The sequence below is a fragment of the Paenibacillus cookii genome (genome assembly GCF_018333375.1).
Classification (GTDB): domain Bacteria; phylum Bacillota; class Bacilli; order Paenibacillales; family Paenibacillaceae; genus Paenibacillus_AQ; species Paenibacillus_AQ cookii.
Genome location: NZ_BORW01000017.1, coordinates 1 through 24,003 on the forward strand (window position 1 = coordinate 1; position 24,003 = coordinate 24,003).

The 24,003-nt window shown below is 54.6% G+C and carries 20 protein-coding genes; 13 read left to right on the forward strand and 7 right to left on the reverse strand.

Annotated elements, in window-relative coordinates; all coding sequences use genetic code 11:
• The first annotated feature begins 250 nt into the window (after nucleotides 1–250).
• From rarD to KI367_RS15700, 4 genes are all read left to right on the forward strand, one after another.
• Nucleotides 251–1,180 carry an EamA family transporter RarD gene (rarD, locus tag KI367_RS15685; RefSeq protein ID WP_212950798.1) on the forward strand — a complete coding sequence of 310 codons (930 nt, stop codon included), beginning with the start codon at nucleotides 251–253 and terminating at the stop codon, nucleotides 1,178–1,180.
• A gap of 313 nt (nucleotides 1,181–1,493) precedes the next feature.
• Entirely contained in the window at nucleotides 1,494–2,252 is a 759-nt protein-coding gene (locus KI367_RS15690) for a TrmB family transcriptional regulator (RefSeq protein ID WP_036706774.1), read from the forward strand.
• A gap of 237 nt (nucleotides 2,253–2,489) precedes the next feature.
• Nucleotides 2,490–3,677, forward strand: coding sequence for an MFS transporter (locus KI367_RS15695; protein WP_212950800.1), 1,188 nt, complete (start codon nucleotides 2,490–2,492; stop codon nucleotides 3,675–3,677).
• A gap of 52 nt (nucleotides 3,678–3,729) precedes the next feature.
• Nucleotides 3,730–4,254, forward strand: coding sequence for a hypothetical protein (locus tag KI367_RS15700; RefSeq protein ID WP_212950801.1), 525 nt, complete (start codon nucleotides 3,730–3,732; stop codon nucleotides 4,252–4,254).
• Nucleotides 4,255–4,450: 196 nt separating this feature from the next.
• Here KI367_RS15700 and KI367_RS15705 read toward each other — a convergent pair whose 3' ends face one another.
• The 7 genes from KI367_RS15705 to kduI all read right to left on the reverse strand — a co-directional run bounded on the left by KI367_RS15705 (nucleotide 4,451) and on the right by kduI (nucleotide 9,198).
• Nucleotides 4,451–5,194 (reverse strand): MerR family transcriptional regulator, encoded by a 744-nt coding sequence (locus KI367_RS15705; RefSeq protein ID WP_036706776.1) that lies wholly within the window; start codon nucleotides 5,192–5,194, stop codon nucleotides 4,451–4,453.
• Nucleotides 5,169–6,095 (reverse strand): DUF2268 domain-containing putative Zn-dependent protease, encoded by a 927-nt coding sequence (locus tag KI367_RS15710; RefSeq protein WP_036706779.1) that lies wholly within the window; start codon nucleotides 6,093–6,095, stop codon nucleotides 5,169–5,171. The genes KI367_RS15705 and KI367_RS15710 overlap by 26 nt, the downstream gene beginning before the upstream one ends.
• A gap of 129 nt (nucleotides 6,096–6,224) precedes the next feature.
• Nucleotides 6,225–6,401 (reverse strand): hypothetical protein, encoded by a 177-nt coding sequence (locus tag KI367_RS27205; protein ID WP_246537005.1) that lies wholly within the window; start codon nucleotides 6,399–6,401, stop codon nucleotides 6,225–6,227.
• The gene (locus KI367_RS27210) at nucleotides 6,383–6,643 is read right to left on the reverse strand and encodes an NUDIX hydrolase (protein WP_246536992.1); all 261 of its coding nucleotides are present in this window, start codon (nucleotides 6,641–6,643) and stop codon (nucleotides 6,383–6,385) included. Before KI367_RS27210 ends, KI367_RS27205 begins: the two co-directional genes overlap by 19 nt.
• A gap of 121 nt (nucleotides 6,644–6,764) precedes the next feature.
• Nucleotides 6,765–7,517, reverse strand: a complete 753-nt coding sequence (gene kduD / locus KI367_RS15720; RefSeq protein WP_212950803.1) for a 2-dehydro-3-deoxy-D-gluconate 5-dehydrogenase KduD — start codon at nucleotides 7,515–7,517, stop codon at nucleotides 6,765–6,767.
• 34 nt (nucleotides 7,518–7,551) lie between these two features.
• A complete protein-coding gene (locus KI367_RS15725; RefSeq protein ID WP_036706788.1) occupies nucleotides 7,552–8,316 on the reverse strand; it encodes a DeoR/GlpR family DNA-binding transcription regulator in 765 nt (254 codons plus the stop codon).
• 48 nt (nucleotides 8,317–8,364) lie between these two features.
• Nucleotides 8,365–9,198 carry a 5-dehydro-4-deoxy-D-glucuronate isomerase gene (gene kduI, locus KI367_RS15730; protein ID WP_212950804.1) on the reverse strand — a complete coding sequence of 278 codons (834 nt, stop codon included), beginning with the start codon at nucleotides 9,196–9,198 and terminating at the stop codon, nucleotides 8,365–8,367.
• Nucleotides 9,199–9,484: 286 nt separating this feature from the next.
• Here kduI and KI367_RS15735 point away from each other — a divergent pair, with 286 nt between their 5' ends.
• The 9 genes from KI367_RS15735 to KI367_RS15775 all read left to right on the forward strand — a co-directional run bounded on the left by KI367_RS15735 (nucleotide 9,485) and on the right by KI367_RS15775 (nucleotide 23,999).
• Nucleotides 9,485–10,675 (forward strand): glycine C-acetyltransferase, encoded by a 1,191-nt coding sequence (locus KI367_RS15735; protein ID WP_212950806.1) that lies wholly within the window; start codon nucleotides 9,485–9,487, stop codon nucleotides 10,673–10,675.
• Nucleotides 10,676–10,738: 63 nt separating this feature from the next.
• Nucleotides 10,739–11,701 (forward strand): L-threonine 3-dehydrogenase, encoded by a 963-nt coding sequence (locus tag KI367_RS15740; protein ID WP_212950808.1) that lies wholly within the window; start codon nucleotides 10,739–10,741, stop codon nucleotides 11,699–11,701.
• Between the two features lie 202 nt (nucleotides 11,702–11,903).
• Nucleotides 11,904–13,718, forward strand: a complete 1,815-nt coding sequence (locus KI367_RS15745; RefSeq protein WP_212950810.1) for a S9 family peptidase — start codon at nucleotides 11,904–11,906, stop codon at nucleotides 13,716–13,718.
• 260 nt (nucleotides 13,719–13,978) lie between these two features.
• On the forward strand, nucleotides 13,979–15,118 hold the full coding sequence (locus tag KI367_RS15750; RefSeq protein WP_212950812.1) for a GntR family transcriptional regulator: 1,140 nt from the start codon (nucleotides 13,979–13,981) through the stop codon (nucleotides 15,116–15,118).
• 484 nt (nucleotides 15,119–15,602) lie between these two features.
• The gene (locus KI367_RS15755; RefSeq protein WP_246537001.1) at nucleotides 15,603–17,015 is read left to right on the forward strand and encodes an ABC transporter substrate-binding protein; all 1,413 of its coding nucleotides are present in this window, start codon (nucleotides 15,603–15,605) and stop codon (nucleotides 17,013–17,015) included.
• A 90-nt stretch (nucleotides 17,016–17,105) separates the two neighbouring features.
• Nucleotides 17,106–20,072, forward strand: a complete 2,967-nt coding sequence (locus KI367_RS15760; RefSeq protein ID WP_212950816.1) for an extracellular solute-binding protein — start codon at nucleotides 17,106–17,108, stop codon at nucleotides 20,070–20,072.
• 68 nt (nucleotides 20,073–20,140) lie between these two features.
• Nucleotides 20,141–21,049, forward strand: a complete 909-nt coding sequence (locus KI367_RS15765; RefSeq protein ID WP_246537002.1) for a carbohydrate ABC transporter permease — start codon at nucleotides 20,141–20,143, stop codon at nucleotides 21,047–21,049.
• 3 nt (nucleotides 21,050–21,052) lie between these two features.
• Complete coding sequence (locus KI367_RS15770; protein WP_246536993.1) at nucleotides 21,053–21,925, forward strand: carbohydrate ABC transporter permease; 873 nt, start codon at nucleotides 21,053–21,055, stop codon at nucleotides 21,923–21,925.
• A 16-nt stretch (nucleotides 21,926–21,941) separates the two neighbouring features.
• A complete protein-coding gene (locus tag KI367_RS15775) occupies nucleotides 21,942–23,999 on the forward strand; it encodes a YIP1 family protein (RefSeq protein ID WP_212950817.1) in 2,058 nt (685 codons plus the stop codon).
• The last annotated feature ends 4 nt before the right edge of the window (nucleotides 24,000–24,003 follow it).

Below are 24,003 nucleotides of genomic sequence, written 5' to 3' on the forward strand. Positions count from 1 at the left end.
GGCGTTCACGGAAGCAAAATCCAAACGGGATCAGTCTGCCGTTGTATGTCAACTCCAGCAATGGATTGCGAGTTTGCCCAATTATATCAAGGCTTTGTTCGGAAAATTAAGCTGCGAAAGTTGAGTTACGAATAAATTGCGCATCTATTAAGTTAAGTGCGTCGACTGCCAACCAATAATTTACTTTACTAAAGCGACGATCGAGGCGTATAATCCGTTCAGACATCAGAGAGAGCAGGGGGAATGAATGATGAACAACGGATTGATCAACGCGATCATCGCGTATATCATGTGGGGGGTTCTCCCTCTTTATTGGAAATTGTTTGACCATGTGCCGGCAGGCGAAATTCTGTCACACCGGGTTGTCTGGTCGTTCGTCTTCATGGGTATTCTCGTCGCCGTCCAGCGCCGCTGGGGCGACATGAAGCGGATTGCGGCTAGCCGCTCGCTCCTGCTAGCGCTCACCGCCAGCGGGCTGTTGATCGCCGCTAATTGGCTCATCTTCATCTGGGCAGTCAACAACGGCCATGTCGTCGAGACTAGTCTCGGCTATTATTTGAACCCGCTGCTGAACGTCCTGCTAGCGGTCTTCTTCCTTCGCGAGAAGCCAAACCGCGGCCAATGGCTCGCGATTGCCATCGCAGGCGCCGCGGTGCTCATCATCGCCATCGACTACGGGCGGTTCCCGTGGGTCGCGATCTCGCTGGCCGCGTCGTTTGGCTTGTACGGCCTCGCGAAGAAAAAGATCGTGCAAGACGCTTCCGTAGGCTTGTTGTCGGAGACGGCTGTCGTTTTGCCCGTCGCGCTCGGCTACTGGATCTATTTGGCCGCCGCGGGAAAGGCGACGGCATGGACGCTGCCTGCGTCCATGTTCGTCGAACTGCTTCTTTCCGGCGTGGTAACGGCGCTGCCGCTGCTCTTTTTTGCGCGGGCGGCCGCCCGGATGACGCTGTCCGCGCTCGGCTTCGTACAATACATCGGGCCGACGATCATGTTGCTGCTGAGCGTATTCGTGTTCAAGGAATCGGTTTCGCCGGTTCTGCTCATCGGCTTCGCGCTCATCTGGACGGCGCTCGTTGTATATGGTGCGGCATCGGTTCGCGGCACGAAAATCGCAAAGGCGGCTGACGGCAAAGGCGTCCCGGTTCCGTCAAACCGCAATATGCGATCAAGCCGTTAATGAAATGACGGAATTGTTCGGAGAGTAACTTTCCCGTGAGAAGCCAGTTGCCCTGTTGGGCAGCTGGCTTTCATATGGTTCGTCCGGATGGCTAAAGATCAGAAAGGTTAGCTGAACGGAATCCGACGGTCCCCAGCCCAATGACTAACGGATAGTTCTCTCGTAAAAGCATCGAGATGTAGTTCAATACCGGGGGATGGATGCTGCGCAGCTTGTTTCAAACAGCAATTGGCACAGCATGATGAAAATTGACATTGGATGCCTGAATTATGGTACATTAATACCAAGTTCGAAAGATCGGGAGTTGGACAAGTTGCTCTATAAATTCGGTTTTTCCCAGTATGAAAGCAAAGTTTATGAAACGTTGGCGCAGTCGGTGCAGCCGATGGACGCGACGATGATCGTCAAATATTCGGGCGTGCCCAAGGCAAAAATCTACGAGGTCATTTCCCGGATGGTAGAGAAGGGGATGGTGCTCGAGTCGATTTCCGAAAAGAAAAAGCTGTATACGGCGCTGCCGATTCCGCTTGTCGTCGAAAAACTGACGGCCGAGTTTCAGGCGGATATCCAGGAGCTTGAGCGGCAAAAGCCGAAAAAAGAGATCGTGGACGACCGCGTCTGGAGTTTGAAGGCCGACGCCTCGATCCACGCCCAGATCAAGCAAATGCTGCTGGAAGCGAAAAGTTCGATCCGCTATTCGTCGTGGAAGGACGATTTCCAAACGGTTTTGCCGATCCTCGAGGAAAAAGAGCGCGAAGGCGTTGCCGTCGAGGCGCTATCGGTCGGGGAAGTCCAAAGCGGGCTGAAAAAACTGGCCGTGATGGAGCCGAACGAGCAGCATGTGACGCTGGAACGATTCAGGCTGCTGATCGTGGACGACGCGGAAGCGATTTTTGCGGGCATGGAAGACGGCTCCTGGCAGGCGATCAAAACAAGATCGCAGCCGTTTGTGCGCGTCTTTACGGATTATTTCCACCATGACGTGCTGCTGACCCAAATTACGACCAAATATCATGATGTTTTGATGAACGACAAGGAAATCATGGCCCAGCTCCTGCAGCTGCGGTACTGATCCGCGTCGGACGCTGACAGACGATCCCCTCAAGCGGGCGGAGCTTATGCTCTGCCCGCTTTTTTATGCGATCCGCCGGAAGACGAGTCAAAAACGGCTCATGAATCGCCGGATGCGACTTCTTGGGCAGCTGAGCCTGGAAGGAAAAAAATGTGCTTGCTCACGAATTTGATATAAGTTACTATTACGGTAGTAACCAAAGAGCGACAACCAGAGAGAAGGGAGCAACACCGGCATATGAATTTTAAAATTTACATTTTGGCGATAGCCTGTTTCGTGACCGGCATGGTCGAGCTGATCGTCGGCGGCATTTTGGATTTGATCTCCAGGGATCTTCACATTTCCCTAAGCGCCGCCGGGCAGCTCATTACGCTGTATTCGATCGTGTTTGCGATTTCCGGCCCGCTGCTGCTGACGGCAACGGCACGCATGGAGCGGAAGCGGTTGTACCAATGCGCGCTCCTCGTCTTTATTGCCGGGAACGTCCTGTCGATGGTCAGCCCTAATTTTGCGACGATGGTCGTCGCGCGGATTTTGTCGGCGGCCAGCAGCGCGCTGATTACCGTATTGTCGATCACGATGGCTTCAAGAATGGCCAGCGAGGAATTTAAGGCCAGAGCCATCGGCGTCATTTTTATGGGCGTGAGCGGTTCGCTGGTGCTGGGGGTGCCGCTGGGCATGATGCTTGGAAACGCGTTCGGCTGGCGCGCGCCTTTCGTGATGATCACGGTGTTGTCCGTCGTTTCGCTTGTCGCGATTCAGCTTTTGATCCCGAAAACGGAGCCGGAGCCGGCCATTCCGCTGCGCCGTCAGCTGGCTTCCCTGAAGAACGGAAAAATCATTTTCGGGCAGCTGATCTCGGTCTTGATGCTGACCGGACATTTGACGCTTTACGCGTATTTGACGCCGTTTTTGCAGGAGACGCTGCATTTGAGCCCGTCGGTGCTCAGCTTGTTTTATCTCCTGTTCGGCATTGCGGCCGTGCTCGGCGGCGGATTCGGAGGCTGGGTGACGGATAAGTTCGGGGCGGAAAAAAGCATTTTGGCGATCGTAAGCGTATTTGCGGTCATTATGTTCCTGATGCCGCTTTCGACCGTTTCGATGTATGTATGCCTGATCGTCATGCTGGTGTGGAGCGCGCTCAGCTGGTCGATCTCTCCGTCGATGCAAAGCTACCTGATCAAGTCGGCGCCGGAATCGTCCAACATTCAGCAAAGCTTGAACAGCTCGGCGACGCATGTCGGGATCGCCGTCGGTTCCGCGGTCGGCGGGATCGTGATCGAAAGCTCCTCGGTCTATTACAATGCTTGGGTCGGGGTGATTTTCGTCATCCTGGCGCTTGCAAGCGCCGTGGCGTCGATCAAGTGGAAGTCCGCCCGGACGGCAGCCGCCGATGCGGCGGCGACGGCACGGACGCTGCACTAACCATGGATGGGAGGGAATGCCGTTCCCGGCAGTTCGGCGGGGCGGCGGAATGATGAGCGGATCCTATCTTTTGGAATCGGCCAAATCCATGGCTTTGACGCTGCAGCTGATGCAGGGAACTCCCGGGATGGATGGCGGTGCGGCCATGGGCCAGGATCGCCCGGCAGCGGTGTGCGAGCAGCGCGCCGAAACGGCCGCCGCCGGGGCATCGGCAGAAAAGGGCGCCCAAACTCCGGTTTGGCCTGCGGATCAAGCCCGGGGGGAGATCAGCCGGCAATCGCTGCTGGATTTTTACGATCAATTGGCCTTGCTGCGGAGCGATCCGCTGATCAACGGACTTTTGGTCAACGGGGAATTTAAGCTGGCCGCTCCGGAAGATGCCCATGTGTTCGCCTATGAGCGCAGCCTTTCGGGCAGGCGTTTTCTGATCGTATCGAACTGGAGCAAGGAGCCGCTTGATTTTGCGCTCGGCCGCGATTTCGTCGAGGGCAAAGTGCGGGTGACCGTTTATCCGGAAATCGTTTTGACGGAAAAGATGAGGCTGCGGCCATACGAGGCGTTTGCGGTGCTGGTATAGCCCGATATTCATGCAAGGTTATAAATGATGCGAGGCGAACGATTCCGGTTACGGGCGTTCTTTCGATCGCTGCTCTAAGAAAAGGCTTGGCTTATCCGCCAACCTATCAGAGAAACCCTGTCCTTCTTACGGAGGAACAGGGTTTCTTTTTGCGATCTTTGACGTCCATCGCCGCTTTCGTCGTTTTGATGGGCGGTTATTTGATATTATGCATAATTCCACGGTAAAGAAAATCTGCCAAATCCTCATTGCTGTATTGATGAAAGTAATTTTTGAACCGGGCATCGAATTTGTAGGTATGGGCAATGCAAGCCAGCAACTCTGCATCGCACGGCATGAATTGCATTAACATGTTTTTCCACTCCCCGATCCATCGCTGCACTTCATCGGAGGAAGGATCCTGATGGATGCAAGACGCAATTTGCCTGAAAATTTCCTCCATGGAGGAAAAAAGCTTTTCTCTTTCATCTGGACATATTTGTTCCAACGTTGCATTATACGATTTGTACGCCTCGGTTTCGCCGTAAACCCATCTTGCCTCATTCGCGTATTGTTCTTTCAAGGGCAAAGCGGAGGTCGTGTTGAAGATCTGCAAATGACTAATATCATTACCCGATACATATTCTTCGAGAGCTGCCATGATGGTTTCCAGTCTTTGTTTTTTCGATAATAAGGTTTGTCTTTGTTTTTTCAATGTTTGTTGCTGTTCCTGCTTGGGCAACTTTAAAAAGTCCGCAATGTCTTTCAGGGAAAAATCCAATTCCTTTAAAAACAAAATGGTTTGAAGTTTTTCCAAACTGCTTCGGTCGTATAGGCGATACCCTTTTTCCGTCAGATGCGTCGGTTTGAATAAATCAATTCTATCGTAATAATGCAGGGTCCGGCTGGTAATGCCCGTAATCTGGACAATATCATTAACCGTTAATAATGGTTTCTTCATCCCAAAATCCTTTTGCTTCGTCAAGTATTTGATCAGCAGGCGTTAGGGTGGCCTCAAAGATCGTTTTTCCTGTTTTTCTTAAATAATATTGGATCAAATAATATCCGCAAGCGTAACCGGCGCTATAAGGCATATGGACCGGTGTAAAGTTTTGAAGTTTCGCGATCTCGTCGCCGTAAAGATACGGAGCGATTTGATCAAACCCGGTTACGTTCAATTTCTCTCTAATCACAGGCTTGATGTGCCTGTTCAGCGTGTCTGCGTTTGTTTTCGTTACCCAAGGGCCGAGCCATTCTTCGCCAAACATGAGCGTGGCATAGTTTTCAGCCAATCCTTCGCTGACAATGAGTTCGCCCAAATGAACGGTATGATCCCACCGAATAAATTGATAACGCACGTTATGGTTGCATTCATGCGCCAGCGCAACCTTCATCCGGGGAATCGTGTACCCATTCGGCAAGAGCGTGCCCCAGATAAACCCGGGAATGCCCCCGAAGCCGCTGTATCCTTCGTTTATAGTTAAGGAACGGTTTTCAGGATTCCCGAGTTGAACGGTAAACAGATAATCGGTTACGGGGAGGTTTATTCCATGCTCTACAAATAGAGACAAGCTTTTCTTCACAGCCTCCTCACACTCTTGCCAAAAGGATTCGGACGAAATCAGCCCGATCTCTTCCGAAAGCAGAGGGGTAATCTGATCAGGGGACCGATGCATCATGCTATTAAACGCAATCACATCAAACCCATGCGGCTCTTCAGCTTTAAAAGGGATCTGTTGAATTTGCCATTGCTTCATAAAGGGGGCCATCATTTCGTTTCGGAACAATTCAAGTTTTTCTTCGGGCGAAGCCTGGGCAACTTTTTGGTAAATCCGATCTGAACGCAGTGTTTTTATATTCATAACTCTCACTCCAAGTCGTTTAATAGTGAGAATTATGCGCTATGACCTAACGTCATAGTCAAGTACCTTGGATCAAATTCTGAACGGATTTGTTTTTTAACAGTTACGGTCAAGCTTTTTGCAGCCGGCTTATTCCTTTGACTGCTGCAAAATGCCGCTCATGTTGACCTGCTCGATCATATGCCCGATGTTGCCTTCGCCTGCGTACAAGGTCATGTCGAAAAAGTTTTGGCCAAGATCGCTCCAATACAGCTCGTTTTCGTCGCCCACGGCATCGACGTCGCGTTTCAGCCTGCCGGCATACACCTCGACGTAACAGTGCTCAAATAATACGTAAAATCCATGACGTGATGAAGCGTCACGTCTTCCGGGGAGATCCCGGTTTCCTCCATAAGCTCCCGGTAAGCGGCATCCATGCCGCGCTCGCCGGGTTCGATTTTCCCGCCCACCAGATTGCTTAAGCCTTTGTACGGATCTTTCAGGCGTTTGCACATCAGCAGCCGGTCCATGTCTTTGCTGTAGATCATGACGACATTGTATCCTTGCATGTTCGATTCTCCTTATACAGAACTGCATATTTGATCATGACGATAGCATAAAAGAGGGGGGGGCGGACAATGCAAAAGGCGTGCCTGTCGGGAAAACCCGGGCAGCACGCCTTGTTTCGTTTTATCTTGCCATCCAGCCGCCGTCCACGCAGAGGACATGGCCGTTGACGTAATCGGATGCGGAAGAGGCGAGGAAAATCGCCGCGCCCTGGATATCCTCCGGCGTTCCCCAACGTCCGGCGGGGATCCGTTCGGTGATGGATTTTTTGCGTTGTTCGTCGGCCAAAATTTGCGCCGTATTATCCGTGATCATGTATCCCGGCGCGATGCCGTTGACCTGTACGCCGCTGGCGGCCCATTCGTTGGCAAGCGCTTTGGTCAAACCTGCGACGCCGTGTTTGCTTGCCGTATATCCCGGCACGTTGATGCCGCCTTGATAGGAGAGCATCGAGCAAATGTTGATGATTTTGCCGCTGCCGCGTTCGATCATATGCCTGCCGGCTATTTGCGACAGCAGGAACACGGAGTTCAGGTTCAGGTCGATGACGTCGAACCAGTCTTTTTCGCTGTGGTCTTTGGCAGGGGTCCGGCGGATGGTCCCCGCGTTGTTGACGAGTATGTCGATGCTGCCCGTCAGCTGCAAAGCTTCGTCGAACACGGCCTGCAGCCCCGAGGCATCGCTCAGGTCGGCCTTGACGGCAGAAGCTTTGCGTCCCAAAGCCGCGGCCTTTTCGACGGCCGCTTCGGATGAACCGCGGGCCACGCACACGACGTTCGCGCCGGCTTCGGCGAGCCCGATGGCGATGCCCTGACCCAGGCCGCCGGAGGTGCCGGTGACCAGCGCCGTTTTGCCTTCCAAACTAAACAGATTCATGCTTTCATCCGCTCCTTGACTGTGACTTTATCCTTCACCGGTCTCCCGCAAGTTCGATCGGAAGGCCGGCTTTGCGGTACTCCGCAAGCACCGCTTCCGGCAAACCGTCGTCCGTGATGAGACCGTGGAGTTCCTCAAGCCGGGCAAAGGTCCGGAGCGCCGTCTGCCCGAATTTATGATGATCCGCCACCGCGATCCTTTCGCGGGCGGTGTCGATGAGCGCCCGTTTGAATGCGAGCAGTTCTCCGGTATAGACCGACAGCCCGTGCTCCAGATGGATGCCGGTCGCCGAAATAAACGCTTTTTGGATGTTAAGCTCTTTGACGTACGCCACGGCTTCGGGGCCGGTCAAGATGTTGCGCACCCGGTAACCGCCCGGAACCACGAGATTGATTTTGTCTTTTTTGGAAAGCTCGCTGATGATATAGACGTCGTTCGTAATGACCGTATACGGCTGGTTGGGCAGCAGGCGCGCGATTTCCAGCGTGGTGCTGCCGCCGTCGAGGGCGACGATGTCGCCGGGCACGATGCGGTTCAGCGCCGCTTGGGCGATGTTTTTTTTCATCTCCAGGTTTTTGGAAATCGGCTCTTTGGAGGGCAATATGCCGAATTGGTCCGCCTGGGCCAAAACGGCGCCGCCGTGAACGCGGCGAATGAGCCCCTGCTCCTCCAGCTTGGTCAGGTCTTCGCGGATGGTTTTGCCCGTGACCTTCAATATGTCGCTAAGCTCCGCCACCGTAACTTCTTGATTTGTCAGCAGCGCTTCCATAATCTTCTCGTGCCGCAGGATCGGGTTCATGTACAAGCCTCATTTCGAATCAGGGTTAAACTTGAATGCATTTACGTACTATTGTAATTCCTTCATGTCCACCGGGTCCATATCGGTATAAATTTTGTTGTCGCCGGCCATGCCCCAAATAAACGTATAATTGCTTGTGCCCACGCCGCTGTGGATCGACCAGCTCGGAGAAATGACGGCTTGCTCGTTCCGCATGACGATGTGGCGCGTTTCGCTCGGCTCGCCCATCAAATGGAACACGACGGCATCGTCCGGCAGGTCGAAATACATGTATGCTTCCATCCGGCGCGGATGCACGTGCGCAGGCATCGTATTCCACATGTTGCCCGTTTTGAGCAGCGTCATGCCCATGACGAGCTGCGAACTTTGGATGCCGTTCTGATGGATAAAGCGGTAGATGGTGCGTTCGTTGGAATTTTCGATCGAGCCGAGATCGGCCGATTCGGCATCGGCGAGCGTTGCCTTTTGGGTCGGGTACGCTTGATGGGCAGGCGCCGAATTCAGGTAAAACTTGGCCGGAGCGGCAGCGCTTTCGCTTTTGAAAACGACTTCCTTGTTGCCCATGCCGACGAACAGGCATTCCTTGTGGTCCAGCTCGTAAGACTCGCCTTCGACGATGACCGTGCCTTTGCCGCCGACGTTGATGATGCCGATTTCGCGGCGCTCCAGGAAGTAACCTACGCCGAGCTCTTTCAAATCCACGTCCAGACGCACCGATTCGTTCACCGGAAACGCGCCGCCGATGATCATGCGGTCTTCATGCGTGAGGACAAGCTCCAGACGGTCCGGGGTGAACAGCACCGGAATGTGGAATTCTTCGCGCAAACGCGCCGTATCGAACTGTTTTACTTCCCGCGGATGCGATGCATATCTTCTTTCCAAAAGAAACACTCCCTTTTCGTTCATTTATGTTCATATCGTTCACATACGTTCACTTTAGCTCTTTTTGCCGTTCTTGGCAACCACTTTTTGCCGCCGGACCAGGCAGGAACTTTCGAAGGCAAACATGCGGCATGCAAAAAATATTTTGCAAATAATGTCCTTGGTGGATGTACAAAACTTAAAAAAGGTGCTACATTGAATATACATAATCACTTGTATATAAAGGGTTTTTAACAATATTAATGTCCTCTGATTGCGGACACATGTATATTTAGGAGGGATTCGCATGCCGAGTCATTCGCTGGACCGGTTTTTAACGGAAAACATCGAGGATTTAAAAAGCAAAGGCTTGTACAACGTCATTGACCCGCTTCAAGGACCCAACGGACCGACCATCCTGATCGGAGGGAAAACGCTGATCAACCTGTCCTCCAACAACTATTTGGGGCTCGCTACGGACGAACGATTGGTAAACGCTTCCATAGAAGCCGCAAAAACCTACGGCGCAGGCGCGGGGGCGGTCCGGACGATCAACGGCACGTTGGATCTTCATCTGGAGCTGGAACGCAAGCTGGCCGAATTCAAACATACGGAAGCGGTCATCGCCTACCAGTCCGGCTTCAATTGCAACATGGCGGCCATATCCGCGGTCATGGACAAAAACGACGCGATCCTCTCGGATGAGCTGAACCATGCCTCCATCATCGACGGCTGCCGTTTGTCGAAGGCGAAAATCATCCGGTTCAAGCACTCGGACATGGAAGACCTGAGAGCGCAGGCGAAAGCCGCCAAGGAATCCGGTTTGTACAACAAAATCATGGTGATCACCGACGGCGTGTTTTCCATGGACGGCGACATCGCGAAGCTGCCCGAAATCGTGCAAATCGCCGAAGAGTTCGATCTGATCACGTACGTGGACGATGCCCACGGATCCGGCGTGCTGGGCGGGGGAGCCGGGACGGTGAAGCATTTCGGCTTGTCGGACCGGATCGATTTCCAAATCGGCACCCTTTCCAAAGCGATCGGCGTCGTCGGCGGTTACGTGGCCGGCTCGAAAAAGCTGATCGAATGGCTGAAGCTGAGAAGCCGCCCGTTCCTGTTTTCGACAGCTTTGCCGCCAGCGCCCGTGGCCGCCTGCATCGCTTCGGTCGACATTTTGATGAACGACAAGACGCTGATCGAGAAGCTGTGGGACAACGGGAATTACTTGAAAGACGGGCTGAAAAGAATCGGCTTCGACATCGGAAACAGCGAGACGCCCATTACGCCGTGCATTATCGGGGACGAAGTCAAAACCCAGGCATTCAGCAAACGTTTGTATGAGGAAGGCGTATACGCCAAAGCGATCGTGTTCCCGACGGTGCCGAAAGGAACCGGACGGATCCGCAACATGCCGACGGCTGCCCACAGCAAGGAAATGCTGGATCAGGTTCTTGCCGTCTACGAGCGCGTAGGCAAAGAGCTGGGGATTATTTAAGCGGGATCGATTGCGGGATGCTGCAAGTCCGGTTGCCGGGAAGCCAACAGGGGAGGAATAACGATGAAAAAAATATTGGTGACGGGAGCGCTCGGCCAGATCGGGTCCGAACTGGTCGCGAAACTGAGACAACTGTACGGCGCCGATCAGGTCGTTGCGACCGATATCCGAATGTCCGGACATGAGGTGACGCGATCCGGCCCTTTCGAAACGCTGGACGTAACCGACGGAAAAGCGATGTTCGAGCTCGCCAAGCGCCATCGGGTGGACACGGTCATTCATTTGGCGGCGCTCCTCTCCGCAACGGCGGAGGAAAAACCGCTGCTCGCCTGGAACCTGAACATGGGCGGGCTGGTCAACGCGCTGGAAACGGCAAGGGAGCTCGGCTGCCAGTTTTTCACGCCAAGCTCCATCGGGGCCTTCGGCCCGTCGACGCCGAAAAGCCATACGCCGCAGGACACGATCCAGCGCCCGACGACGATGTACGGCGTGAACAAGGTATCGGGGGAGCTGCTCTGCGACTACTATTTTCATAAATACGGACTCGACACGAGGGGGCTGCGGTTTCCCGGGCTCATCTCTTACGTGACCCCTCCCGGCGGAGGCACGACCGATTACGCGGTCGAGATTTATTACGCTGCCGTGAGCAAAGGGCGTTATGCATCGTTTATCGACAAAGGCACCTTCATGGACATGATGTACATGCCGGACGCGCTTGATGCGATCGTGCAGCTGATGGAAGCGGACGGTTCGAAGCTCAAGCACCGCAACGCCTTTAACGTGACGGCGATGAGCGTCGACCCGGAAGCGATCGCCGCTTCGATCCGCAAGGTGCTGCCTTCCTTCGTGCTGGAATACGACGTCGATCCGAAAAGACAGGCCATCGCCGAGAGCTGGCCGGACTGCATCGATGCTTCCGCCGCCGCGGAAGAATGGGGCTTCAAGGCGCGATACGACCTGGATGCGATGACGACGGATATGCTGAGCCAGCTCGGCTCCAAAGAGCGGATGGCCCGGAACGCCTGAATATTTTAACCTTCAGCAGCTGAAGCGAGCTGCCTGCCTTGCCCGATCGGGGGCAAACGCAGGCAGCCGTTTTTTTTGCGGGCAAAAGCGGAATTCGCGAGGCATGCCCGAAGTGGTCATCCGGTCCATGGATCGACTATAATATGAAGCAAGCCCCGGTTTGACCGGAGGTCCATTTTCAGGGAGAAGGAGTTGCATAATCATGATCCAATTTCCGAGGCCTGACGTAGAGCAGTTTTTTCAAACCTATCTCATTCGTTCCTTCGGCATAAGCAAAGATGAAAAGCGGCTGGTTTTCAGCAGCACGCTGAACGGCAAATTCAATTTGTGGGCGATGGATTTAAACGGGGATACGCAGTACCCGTATCCGCTCACGTACAACGATCAGATGTGCAATTTCGTGAAGCCGGACCCGCAGGGCAGACATCTGCTTACGGCCTTCGACCGGGACGGGAACGAAAACTACCAGCTGCACGCCCTTCGCTGGAACGGCGGCGAGCCGCTCCCGCTGTTCGAAAACGCATCGCCGGACGAAAAACATGAATTCGTGCATCTGTCCGAAGACGGCAACCGCGTTTATTACACGACCTCCAAAGACAATCCGAATTTCCTTAACTCCCGTGTTTACGATCTGGAATCGAAGCAGGACAGGCTGCTGCTGGAAGGCAAAGACACGGTGACCATGATCAGCGCCGTCAGTCCGGACGAAAAGACCTTTGCCTACACCAAAATGTACGCCAATACCCACTACGTAAGTTATCTTTTGCTCGAAAACGGCCAAGAGGTCTGCCTTACTCCGTCTCCGGAGCGGCCCCATATGTCGGGCAACGTGCAGTTTCTGGATAACGACAACGTCGTGTTCGCGACGGATTACGATTCGGATTTTACATACATGGCGCATTTCAGCATCAAGGAGGGGGCTTTCAAACGGCTGTGCGGGATCGACCGGGAATCGATCGGCGCCCTTCGCTTGCATAAGGAAACGCAAACCGTCTATATCGTGACGGAAAAAGGCGTCGAAGACCGCCTCTACGCATACGCCTTGGACAGCGGGAAACTGACGCCGATCCCGCTTCCGGTCGATATTCTCGAGCAGATGTTTGTCGCGGCTTCGGGCAACCTGTATATCCTGGGACGAGGCGCGGTGAAGCCGTTGAACATTTACCGCTACGACGGAAGCGGGTGGACGATGCTCACCAAAAACGTGCTGACCGGGCTGACGGAGGAAGATCTTGTCGCGCCGGAAGTGGTGACCTATGCATCCTTTGACGGCATGGAGATCGAAGCGCTCCTGTTCCGGGCCAAAGCGGAAGCCGCCAACGGCTGCACCGTCTTTTGGCCGCACGGCGGGCCGCAGGCGGCGGAACGCAAGCAATTCCGCGCGATGTTCCAATATATCCTGGCCGGGGGATACAACATTTTTTGCCCGAATTTCCGCGGCAGCACCGGTTACGGGAGCTCGTTTACGAAGCTGGTGGAGCAGGATTGGGGCGAAGGGCCGCGGAAGGATTGCCTGGCCGGAATGGATTGGCTGTTCGAGCAGGGCATTTCGAGCCCGGATCGCCTGTTCGTGGTCGGGGGCAGCTACGGCGGCTACATGACGCTGCTGCTGGCCGGGCGGAATCCGGAATATTTCAAGGCGGCCATCGACATTTTCGGCGTCAGCAACCTGTTTTCGTTTTACGGTTCGGTGCCGGACCATTGGAAACCGGTCATGGAGCAGTGGCTTGGCGATCCGGAGCGCGACCGCGAACGTTTCGTCAAGGATTCGCCGATTACGTATCTCGACCAAATGGTCAACCCGATGCTCATCATCCAAGGCGCAAACGATCCGCGCGTGGTCAAGGCCGAATCGGACCAAATCGTGGAGGCGCTGCGGGCGAAAGGGCGCGACGTCGAATATATCGTCTTTGAGGATGAAGGCCATGGCATAACGAAAAAGGCGAACGAAAAAGTCGCTTATGCGCGGATGGTCGAGTTTTTGGACCGCTGCCAAGCGGCCGTTCTTAAGCCGTAAACGGGAGTCTCCCGTTTTAAAGTTCCTACGTAACGCAGATTCCATCGATCAGAGGCGGGGAGCGGCTGCAGCCGGCAAGTTGGGCTGGGGCCGCCCTTATATAAACCGGAGAAAGAACATAGGAAGATGAACGCTTATGCTTTGGCTTACATACTGGATGTATCATATTAGGTATATAGTTTGCATATACAAACCTTAATTTGATATAATCAATCGAGGCATTAGTATGTGAATAAAAGGACAGACTGGAAGTGAGTGGGATGCAGTCAAGCCAAAAACCGCTATACATGATCATCATGGAAGACTTGAAGGAAAAGATCCTCACCGGTCATTACAAAGAAGAAGAGCAGCTTCCGACCGAAGTGGAGCTGGCCGAGCAGTCCGGCGTCAGCCGGATCACGTCCAAACGAGCCCTGATCGAGCTGGAACGCGAAGGCCTGATCTACCGCAAGCGCGGCAGCGGGAGCTACGTCAAGAAGCAGGAGCCGAAACACGCGTTCGAAGGCGGCGCTGCGTCCACGGCCGCTCCGATCATTTCCATGGTTTTGCCCTACATGGCGACAAGCGAGCTTGATTTCATTAAAGGCGCAACGGATTACCTGGATTCGAAAGGTTATTATTTGAGCATCCACAACAGTAACTGGAGCAGCGAACGCGAGCGCGAATTTCTGCTCCGGATTCCGAAAAACGGCTCGGCGGGCATCATCCTGTATCCGATGAGCACAAGCAGCAACATCGATTTGCTGAACATGCTGTATTGGAACGACTATCCGCTCGTGATGATCGATCAGTACGCCGACAGCCTGCCGGTGACGAGCGTCGTCTCGGACAACGTCAAAGGCGGCTACATGACCGCAAAACATCTGCTAGAGCTGGGGCATGAACGAATCGCGTTCATATCCAGCATCAGCATCGATTTCCGCAGCACGGTCCGCGACCGGTACCAAGGCTACTGCAAAGCGCTGCGGGATCACGGGCTGCCGATCGATCCCGAACTTGTGATCACCGACTTTTACCGCGAAGCCGACAAGGACGCGAATGCCTTCTACCCGAAACTCGTCGCCAAGGCGATGGAGCTCGGGGTGACGGCGATTCAGGCCGAACATGACCATTTGGCGGTCGAGCTGCTGCGCAGCGCCATCGGGCTAGGCATTGACGTGCCGGGGCAGCTGTCCATCGCCGGATTCGATAACCATATGATTTCGAGCCTGGTCGAAGTGCCGCTGACCACCGTCGCCCAGGACTACAGCGAAATCGGCCGCAAAGCGGCCGAGCTGATCGCCTCGCGGATCGAAGACCGGGGCAGGCCCGGCGAGCGGGCGCTCGTGCCGGTGCGGCTGATCGAAAGGGCGTCCACCTCCGCGATCGCAACCCGTGTTTCCGAACAGCAACAAACCTGAACTTCGCGGCGGAATTTTTGCCAATACCGTCTTAACCAGCGGGCCCCGGAACGATTTCCGGGGTCCGTTTTTTTGGGGGCGATATCGGGTTCATGACGTTCCCGTTTGTCATTCTCCGATCCTAGTTTTTATTGGCCTATTCGGCTTTGAGTATAATTAATATTATAAAAATAGAATATAAGATATATTCACTATTTACAAAATCTAGGTACCCGATTATAATAACTCGTGTAAGCGGTATAAAAGATATATCTAATATGATATATGACGCAGTTCGTTCTGACTTCCAAGGCTTCAGAATCGCTTTGCATATCGCTTATTTTTTTGTGCAATTCATGTAAGCGCATTCTTTTTGCGGGTTCCGCAAGCGTGCAAAGGGGTGATCCGGTTTTATTGCTTTGAAGTTTCATCGGTCTTTTCTGTATTGGCGATTCAACAATTCTAATCCGAAACGGAAAAAATGGGGGATGAACGCGTGAAGAAGATGAAAGGACTTTCCATGCTGCTTGCAGTGCTGCTGTTCGTATTCGTGATTGCAGGATGCTCGGGCGGCGGCAACAGTGCAAGCGGTTCCAACGAGAGCAATAAAGCCGCGCAGCAGGAGCCTGCGCAGGAGACGGCCAAAGAGCCCGACAAAGACCAGCCGGCCGCGGCGGAAGAGCAAAAAATCGATCTTGGCGGGGACACGATCAAAATCGGCGTATGGTACGACGATGCCGATCCAAGATTGCTGAAGGAAAAAAGCCCTGCGGATGAAGAGCAAATCAAGCTCATCGAAGAAGTGGAAAAGAAATACAACACCAAAATCGAATTCGTCAAATTCGGCGACTACAACAAATACGTCGAAAACTTCACCACGACCTCCCTTTCGGGCGAGCCTTTTGCCGACATCGTGCTGCTGGAGCTGTTCTGGGCTTTCCCGACGCTCGCCAACAAGGATTTCATCCAACCGATCGACGACAAGCTGGATTTGAACGATCCGAAGTACATCGACTGGATGAAAAAAGGCGGCAGCTATAAAGGCAAGCAGTACGGCATGACCGATTCCTCTCCTTCGCCGTACGGCCTGTTTTACAACAAAACGCTCGTGAAAAAACTCGGTCTCGAAGATCCGTACGAACTCCAGCAAAAAGGCGAATGGACATGGGAAAAGTTCCGCGACTTCGCCAAGAAAGCGACGAAAGACACAAACGGCGACGGCAAAACGGATATTTTCGGCATCGCCGGCGCTTACGGCAAAACGAATTATTTCACGGAGCAAATGGTGTACTCCAACAAAGGCTCCGTCGATAAGGATGCCGAAGGCAACATCAAATTCTCCCTGAACAGCGAAAACGCGATCGAAGCGCTTCAATTCGTCGCCGACCTGTACAACAAGGACAAATCCATCATGCAACCCGTTCCGGAAGACGCAAGCAAGGAATTCGTCGCCGGCAAAGGCGTCATGTACGGCGGCTTCAGCTGGGAGCTTGGCGGGCTTCTCGACAACATGAAAAACCAGGAGCTTGGATACGTCTTTTTCCCGAAAGGGCCAAAATCGGATAAATACGTTTCTTATACGCCGTTCGGCAACATGTTCATGGTCGCGAAGTATTCCAAGCATGCCGACGTGGCCGCAAAAATCATGGATGAAATCAGCCTGCACGATGCGGGCAGAAAGCTTGCGCAGCAATCTTGGGAAAGCTCCTACCCGAACAAGGAATCGCTGGATACGCGCAAACAAATGGCGGACAGCATCGATTACATTTCCTACTACGCCATTCCGGACGGCGGAACGCTGTTCGAAAGCGTCGTCAAAGATATCACCGCAGGCAAAATCTCTCCTTCTACCGCCGTCGACAAGGTGAAACCGCAGTTCGAAGCCAACATCAACAAGCTGCTTCAGGACAGCAAATAACCGCGCGGCAGATAACAGCTCTATAACGCATGCCTCTGTTTCCTTTGGATGAAGAAAATGGGGGCATTGCTCAAGAGAAAGGGGGAGCCCATGCACAGACCGATAATGAAGGCAGCATCCGTCCTGCTTGCCGCAGCGATCTCCGCAAGCATGATCGCCGCCGCGCAAGGGCCGCTTTCCCGCGATGTTTCGGCTTCGGCCGCGCAAACGCCGGAAAGGCTGGACTTGAGCGGCATCAAGCCATCCGTGAAAGCGGGCGGATACGAAGCATATTTGTCCAAGCATCAACATGAGGAGCCTTCCGCCGAAGACGTCGTCATTGAAGCAGATGCATTCAGCAAGGCCGAAGGCATGCAGGTGTCCGTCCTGCAGGACTATGAAGGCGAACCGGGCAAGTCCATCCGTACGGCGGATGCCGGCACCGTAACTTGGCAGTTCGATGTGAAGCAGGCGGGGCTCTACAACATACGCCTGAAAATGTTCACGGAGCCGGGCAAAGACTCCGATATCGAGCGGGAGCTGGCCATCGACGGAGCCGTGCCGTTTTCGGAAGCCAAAAGCCTGGTGTTCAACCGGGTTTGGAAAAACGAAAAACAGGAATTCGACCGGGATGCATCCGGCAACGACCTGACGCCGGGGCAAGTCGAAGAGCATGTATGGCAGGAAATCACTTTAAAGGATAGCGCCGGCTCTTATGAAGAACCGTTTATGTTTTATTTTTCCGCAGGCAAGCACAGCTTGTCGCTGACTTCGATCAAAGAACCGATGGTGATCCGTCAAATGACGCTTTTGGCGCCTGCCGGCGCGAAGACGTACGATGAGGTCGCGTCCGAATACGAGCGGCAAGGGATTCAGCCGGCATCGGGCGTTTTCATGAAAGTGCAGGCGGAAAAGGCGGCGTACAAATCTTCGCCGAGCCTGCTTCCGTACAACGACAGGTCCAATCCGGCCGTGGAGCCGTTCCATGTTTCGAAGCTGCGCAACAACGCCATGGGAGGTTACGGCTGGCGGCTGCCGGGGCAATGGATGGAATGGGAAATCGACGTGCCGCAGGACGGATTGTACCAGATCGCGATTAAACATCGGCAAAACTATCTGCGGGGCCTTTCCGTGCTTCGTTCGATTTACATAGACAGCCGGCTGCCGTTCAAGGAGATGCAAAACGTCGCTTTCCCGTACGGCAGCGCCTGGCAAACGAAAGTGGTCGGCCCCGGCGGGGGCGAACCCTATCTGTTCCATCTGACGCAAGGAAAACACCGGATCCGGATGGAGGTGACCCTCGGGGACATCGCTCCGATCCTGCGTTCCGTGGAATCGAACATTTTGGGACTCAACGCGATGTACCGGAAAATCATCAGCTACACCGGCACCGTTCCCGATACGTTCCGCGATTACAACCTGGAGCAGCGCATTCCGGAGATGACGAAAGTATTCCGCGAATCCAGCGAGCAGCTCGAGGCAATCGCCAAAGCCATCGAAGGGCCGTCCGGGCAAAGCGACGAGCGGACCTCGATCATCCACACGGTCGCTTACCAGCTGAAAGACATGGCCGATAAACCGGAAACCGTGCCGTCCCGCGTCGAAACGTTCAAAACGAACGTCGGGGCGCTCAGCTCCTGGATGCTGACGGTCAACGAGCAGCCGCTCGCGCTCGATTACCTGATCGTAAGCTCGCCGGGAAGCAAGCTGCCGGAGGCCCAGGCCGGGGCCTGGAAGAAGCTTGTCACGGGAGTCGACGCTTTTTTTGCTTCGTTTTACGAAGATTATGACGACATTTCAAGCGATGCCGACGGCAAAAACAGCGTTTCCGTATGGGTGACCTCGGCCCGGGACCAGGCACAGGTCATCAAACGCCTCGTCGAGGATCAATTCACGCCGCAGACGGGGATTCAGGTGAACCTGAAGCTGGTGGCGTCGGACGTGATCCTTCCTTCGACCGTCGCGGGCAAAGGGCCGGACATCGCCCTGCAGATCGGGAACGATCTTCCCGTCAACTATGCCAGCCGCAGCGCGCTGCAGGATTTGTCGGCTTTTCCGGACTTCGGCGAAATCAAGGACAGATTTCATGCGAGCGCTCTCGTTCCGTACGAATATAACGGTTCCTATTACGCGCTGCCGGAGCAGCAAACGTTCCCGATGCTTTTTTACCGCAAGGACATTATCGAGGACGAGCTGCATTTGAAGGTGCCGCAGACGTGGGACGACGTATACGAAATGCTGCCCGTGCTGCAAAAGCATAACCTGCAGTTCGGACTGCCGCAGAAGCCGCTCGATTCCTTCGGCAACGAGGTGTCGAACGCCAATATCGCCACGATGGCGCCGAACCCCGCTTTTGCGATGTTCCTGTTCCAGAACCAGGGGCGGTTTTACAAGGACGGCGGCATGGCCGTCGACCTCGATTCCGAGACGGGAATCCAGGAGTTCAAGCAATGGACGGATTTTTACGTCAATTATAAACTTCCGATTTCGGTCGATTTCGCTAACCGGTTCCGCACCGGGGAAATGCCGATCGGGATCGTGGACTACACGATGTACAACAAGCTGAGCGTGTTTGCGCCGGAAATCAAAGGGCTGTGGTCCTTCGCGCCGGTGCCGGGAACGCCCGGGACGGACGGCAAGCTCCACCGCGAGGTCGGCAGCAGCGGGTCGGCGACGGTCATGTTCAAAGGGGCCCGCAATAAGGACGCCGCCTGGCAATTCATGAAATGGTGGACCAGCAAAGAAACGCAGATCGCCTACGGACGCCAAATGGAAATCCGCATGGGGGCTTCGGCCCGTTATCCGACGGCGAACAAGGAAGCCCTGGCCCAGCTCCCGTGGCCGACGCAGGATTTGCGCAAGCTGCAGGATCAGATGCAGTGGGTCAAAGGCATTCCGGAAGTGCCCGGCGGTTATTTGACCGGCCGCAACATCGACAATGCGTTCCGCCGCGTCGTCGTGCAGGGCGAGGATCCGCGCGAGACGATGGATAACTACGTCAGGGCGATGAACGAGGAAATTACGCTCAAACGCAAGGAATTTAATCTCCCTACCCAAGAAACGAGGGACCTTCCATGAAACAGCAAATCGCCAAACGTCCCGTCATGGCGGGAGCGAACGCGCCGGGACGCGGCAAGCCGGGGCGCATGCTCCGGAGCAAGGCCGTCCGGGTATGGACGGAAATGAAAAAAAACAAGCACGCTTATGTGCTGATGGCGCCTTATTTCCTTATTTTTTGCACGTTCACCGTCATTCCGGTGCTGCTGTCCTTCGCTTTAAGCTTCACGAACTTTAATTTGCTGGAGCAGCCCCGGTGGATCGGCTGGCAAAATTACGCGAGATTGTTCGTCCAGGACGACATCTTCCTGATCGCCTTGAAAAACACGCTGCTGTTCGCGGCGATTACCGGACCGATCAGCTACATGGCCTGCTTCATTTTCGCCTGGCTCATCAACGAGCTGCCGCCAAAGCTGCGGGCGGTGCTTACGCTGGTGTTGTACGCTCCTTCCATCTCGGGCAATACCTATTTGATCTGGACGCTGCTGTTTGCGGGCGATTCCTACGGGTATGCCAACTCGTTTTTGATGAAATGGGGTTTCATCATGGAGCCGATCCAGTGGCTGCAGGATACGCGGTACGTGCTGACGATCCTCATTCTGGTTCAGCTCTGGCTCAGTTTGGGGACGTCCTTCCTGGCGTTTATCGCCGGACTGCAAAACGTCGACCGGACGATGTACGAAGCAGGCAGCATCGACGGGATCCGCAACCGCTGGCAGGAGCTGTGGTTCATCACCCTTCCGGCGATGCGCCCGCAGCTGATGTTCGGCGCGGTCATTCAGATCGCTTCGGCGTTTTCGGTCGCGGAAATATCGATCTATCTGCTCGGCTTTCCGAGCGTGGACTATGCCGCGCATACGATCGTCACCCATTTGGTCGACTACGGCACGATCCGGTTCGAAATGGGGTACGCTTCGGCCATCGCGACCGTGTTGTTCACGATCATGCTGACCGTGAATCTCGTAACCCAGAAGCTTCTAGGAAAAGTGGGTGAGTAAAGCGTGAAATTGGTTTTGAAAATGCCGAAACGATTGAACAGGTCCTGGGGCGTCGACATTTTGCTGTTTTTGCTGCTGGGAGGCGTGGCGTGTTTTATGGCGCTTCCGCTCGTCTTTACGATCAGCAACGCGTTTAAGCCGATCGACGAAATTTTTACGTTTCCGCCCAAGCTGTTCGTGCGCAATCCGACCTTCAAAAACTTTACGGACCTGGTAGGGATCTTCAGCGACTCCTGGGTGCCGTTTTCCAGGTACGTATTCAACACGTTTTTTATCGCGATCGCGGGTACGGTCGGCCATGTCATTTTGGCTTCGGCGGCGGCGTATCCGCTGGCGAAAATCCGTTTCCCGGGCAGAAAGCTGCTTTTCAGCATCGTGGTGCTGTCGTTGATGTTTACCGCCTACGTCACCCAGGTGCCGAACTACATGATCATTTCGTACCTCGGCATGATCAATACGTATTGGGCGATATTGCTTCCGGCTTTCGGGATGACGCTCGGGCTGTATTTAATGAGGCAATTCATGGAGCAGATTCCGGACGCGCTGCTTGAAGCGGGGAAGATCGACGGAGCGAGCGAATACCGGATTTACTGGCAAATCGTCATGCCGATCGTGCGGCCCGCATGGCTGACGCTCATCATTTTTTCGCTGCAAAGCCTGTGGACCAACGGCTCCGTCACGAGCCACAAATTTATTTACAGCGAGCAGCTGAAGACGGTGGATTACGTGTTCGGGCAAATCGCAAGCGGCGGCCTGGTCCGGACGGGACCGGTCGCGGCCGTGACGCTGCTGATGATGCTCGTGCCGATTACGGTGTTTATCGTCACCCAGAGCAGCATCATTCAAACGATGTCCACGTCGGGCTTGAAGGAATAACGGAGGGGGCTAACAGATGAAGAGATGGTTCGCTGCATTCATGATCGCGCTGCTCTTGGCCTCCGGCACCGAGGCGGCCCCGGCGTCGGCCAACGATGCTTACAACTACTCGTATTGGGGAACGCCGGTCCCGGCCCCCGATCCTTACGCCTTGGAGCGGGTGATATACGGAAACGAATGGAGCGCGGGCCCGTTGTCCGCGCCCCAGGATCTGTACGCCGGTCCCGGAGGCAAGCTGTACATCGCCGATACCGGCAACAATCGGATCGTCATTTTGGATCGGGATTTGCAGCTTGCGGGAGTCATTGGCGAATTCGCGCATGAGGGCAAAAAAGACGGCTTGAACCAGCCGCAAGGCGTTTTTGTCGACCCGGACGGGAACGTTTACGTTGCCGATACGGATAACCGCCGCATCGTCGAGTTTGACGCAAGCGGTAAAGCGAAAAGAATCATAGGGGAACCGAAGTCGACGCTTCTCCGGCAGGGGTTCCAGTATACGCCGACCAAGCTTGCCGTGGATCAGGCCGGGCGGCTGTACGTGATCAGCCAAGGCAGCTACGAAGGCATCATGGAATTCGAGTCGGACGGCACGTTTAGCGGCTTTATCGGCACCAATCGCGTCAAATTCAGCCCGGTGGATTTGTTCTGGAAACGGATATCCACGAAAGCGCAGCGCGAGCAGATGCAGCAGTTTATCCCGATCGAATTCAACAACTTGGACGTGGACGAGAACGGATTCATCTATACCTCGACCTCCGAGGAAAATTCCGACCAGCCGCTCAAGCGGCTGAATCCCTCCGGCACGGACATTTTGCGCAGCAAAGGATATTTTCCGCCGAAAGGGGACGTCGGCAACCTCGAAGGGGGAAGCGTCACCGGCAGTTCGATTTTCGTCGACGTGACGCCGGACCGGGCCGGGATGTACAGCGCGCTGGATGCGAAGCGGGGCCGAGTGTTCACCTACGACAAGGACGGCAACCTGCTGTATGAATTCGGCGGCCTCGGCAGCCAGCAAAGCAATTTCCGGACGCCGGTGGCGATCGATCTGCTCGGCGACCGGATGGCCGTGCTCGATAAGGACAACAACCGGTTGTCGGTATTTGCTCCGACCACCTACGGCAGCCTGATCCGCAGCGCGGTCGTGGCCTTGAGCGAAGGGCGGACGGATGCGTCCACCGCGGCCTGGAGACGGGTGCTCCAGCTCAACGCGAATTTCGACGTCGCTTATATCGGCATCGGCAAATCGCTGCTGAAGCAGGGCGACAACCGCGAAGCCATGAGCTACTTCAAGCTCGGCAACAGCCGCGAGTATTATTCCGAAGCTTTCAAGCGTTACCGCAAGGAGGTCGTGTTCGAGCATTTCGGCACGATCGTGCTGGTCATCGCAGCGGCGATCGCCGTCGTAGCCGCGGCCGTCAAGCTGGCCGGGCGCAAGGCCAAGGGGCAGTTCTATCGGGAATTCGGCATTATCCGGAACCCCTTCTACACGCTGCTTCATCCGTTTAACGGGTTCTGGGAAATGAAATACGAACGGAAGGGAAGGCTCAGCGTGGCGTTCGCCATCGTGGCGCTGCTTGTCGTGGCGATGATCGTCAAACGCCAGCTCGGCGGCTTTGTCATTAACTTTAACGATCCGGATCAATTGAGCACGCTGAACGAACTCAAATTCATCCTGCTTCCGTTCCTCCTTTGGTGCATCGCCAACTGGTCGCTGACGACGCTGATGGACGGGGAAGGAAAATTTACCGAAATCATGACCGCGACGGCGTATTCCCTGCTGCCGCTGGTGCTCATCTATTTTCCTCAGGTGCTGTACAGCAACGTCATTACGGCGGATGAGAGCTCGTTTTATTATTTGCTGGATACGATCGCGATGATCTGGTTCATTTGGCTGCTGTTTACGGGAACGATGACCGTGCACCAATATTCGGCAGGGAAAACGGTCGTCACGATGCTGCTGACCCTGGTCATGATGGGGATCATCATTTTCCTCGGCGTGCTTTTCTTCAGCATGCTTCAGCAAATGATCAATTTCGCAAGCTCCATCTATAGGGAAATTACATTCAGGCTGTAGGAGG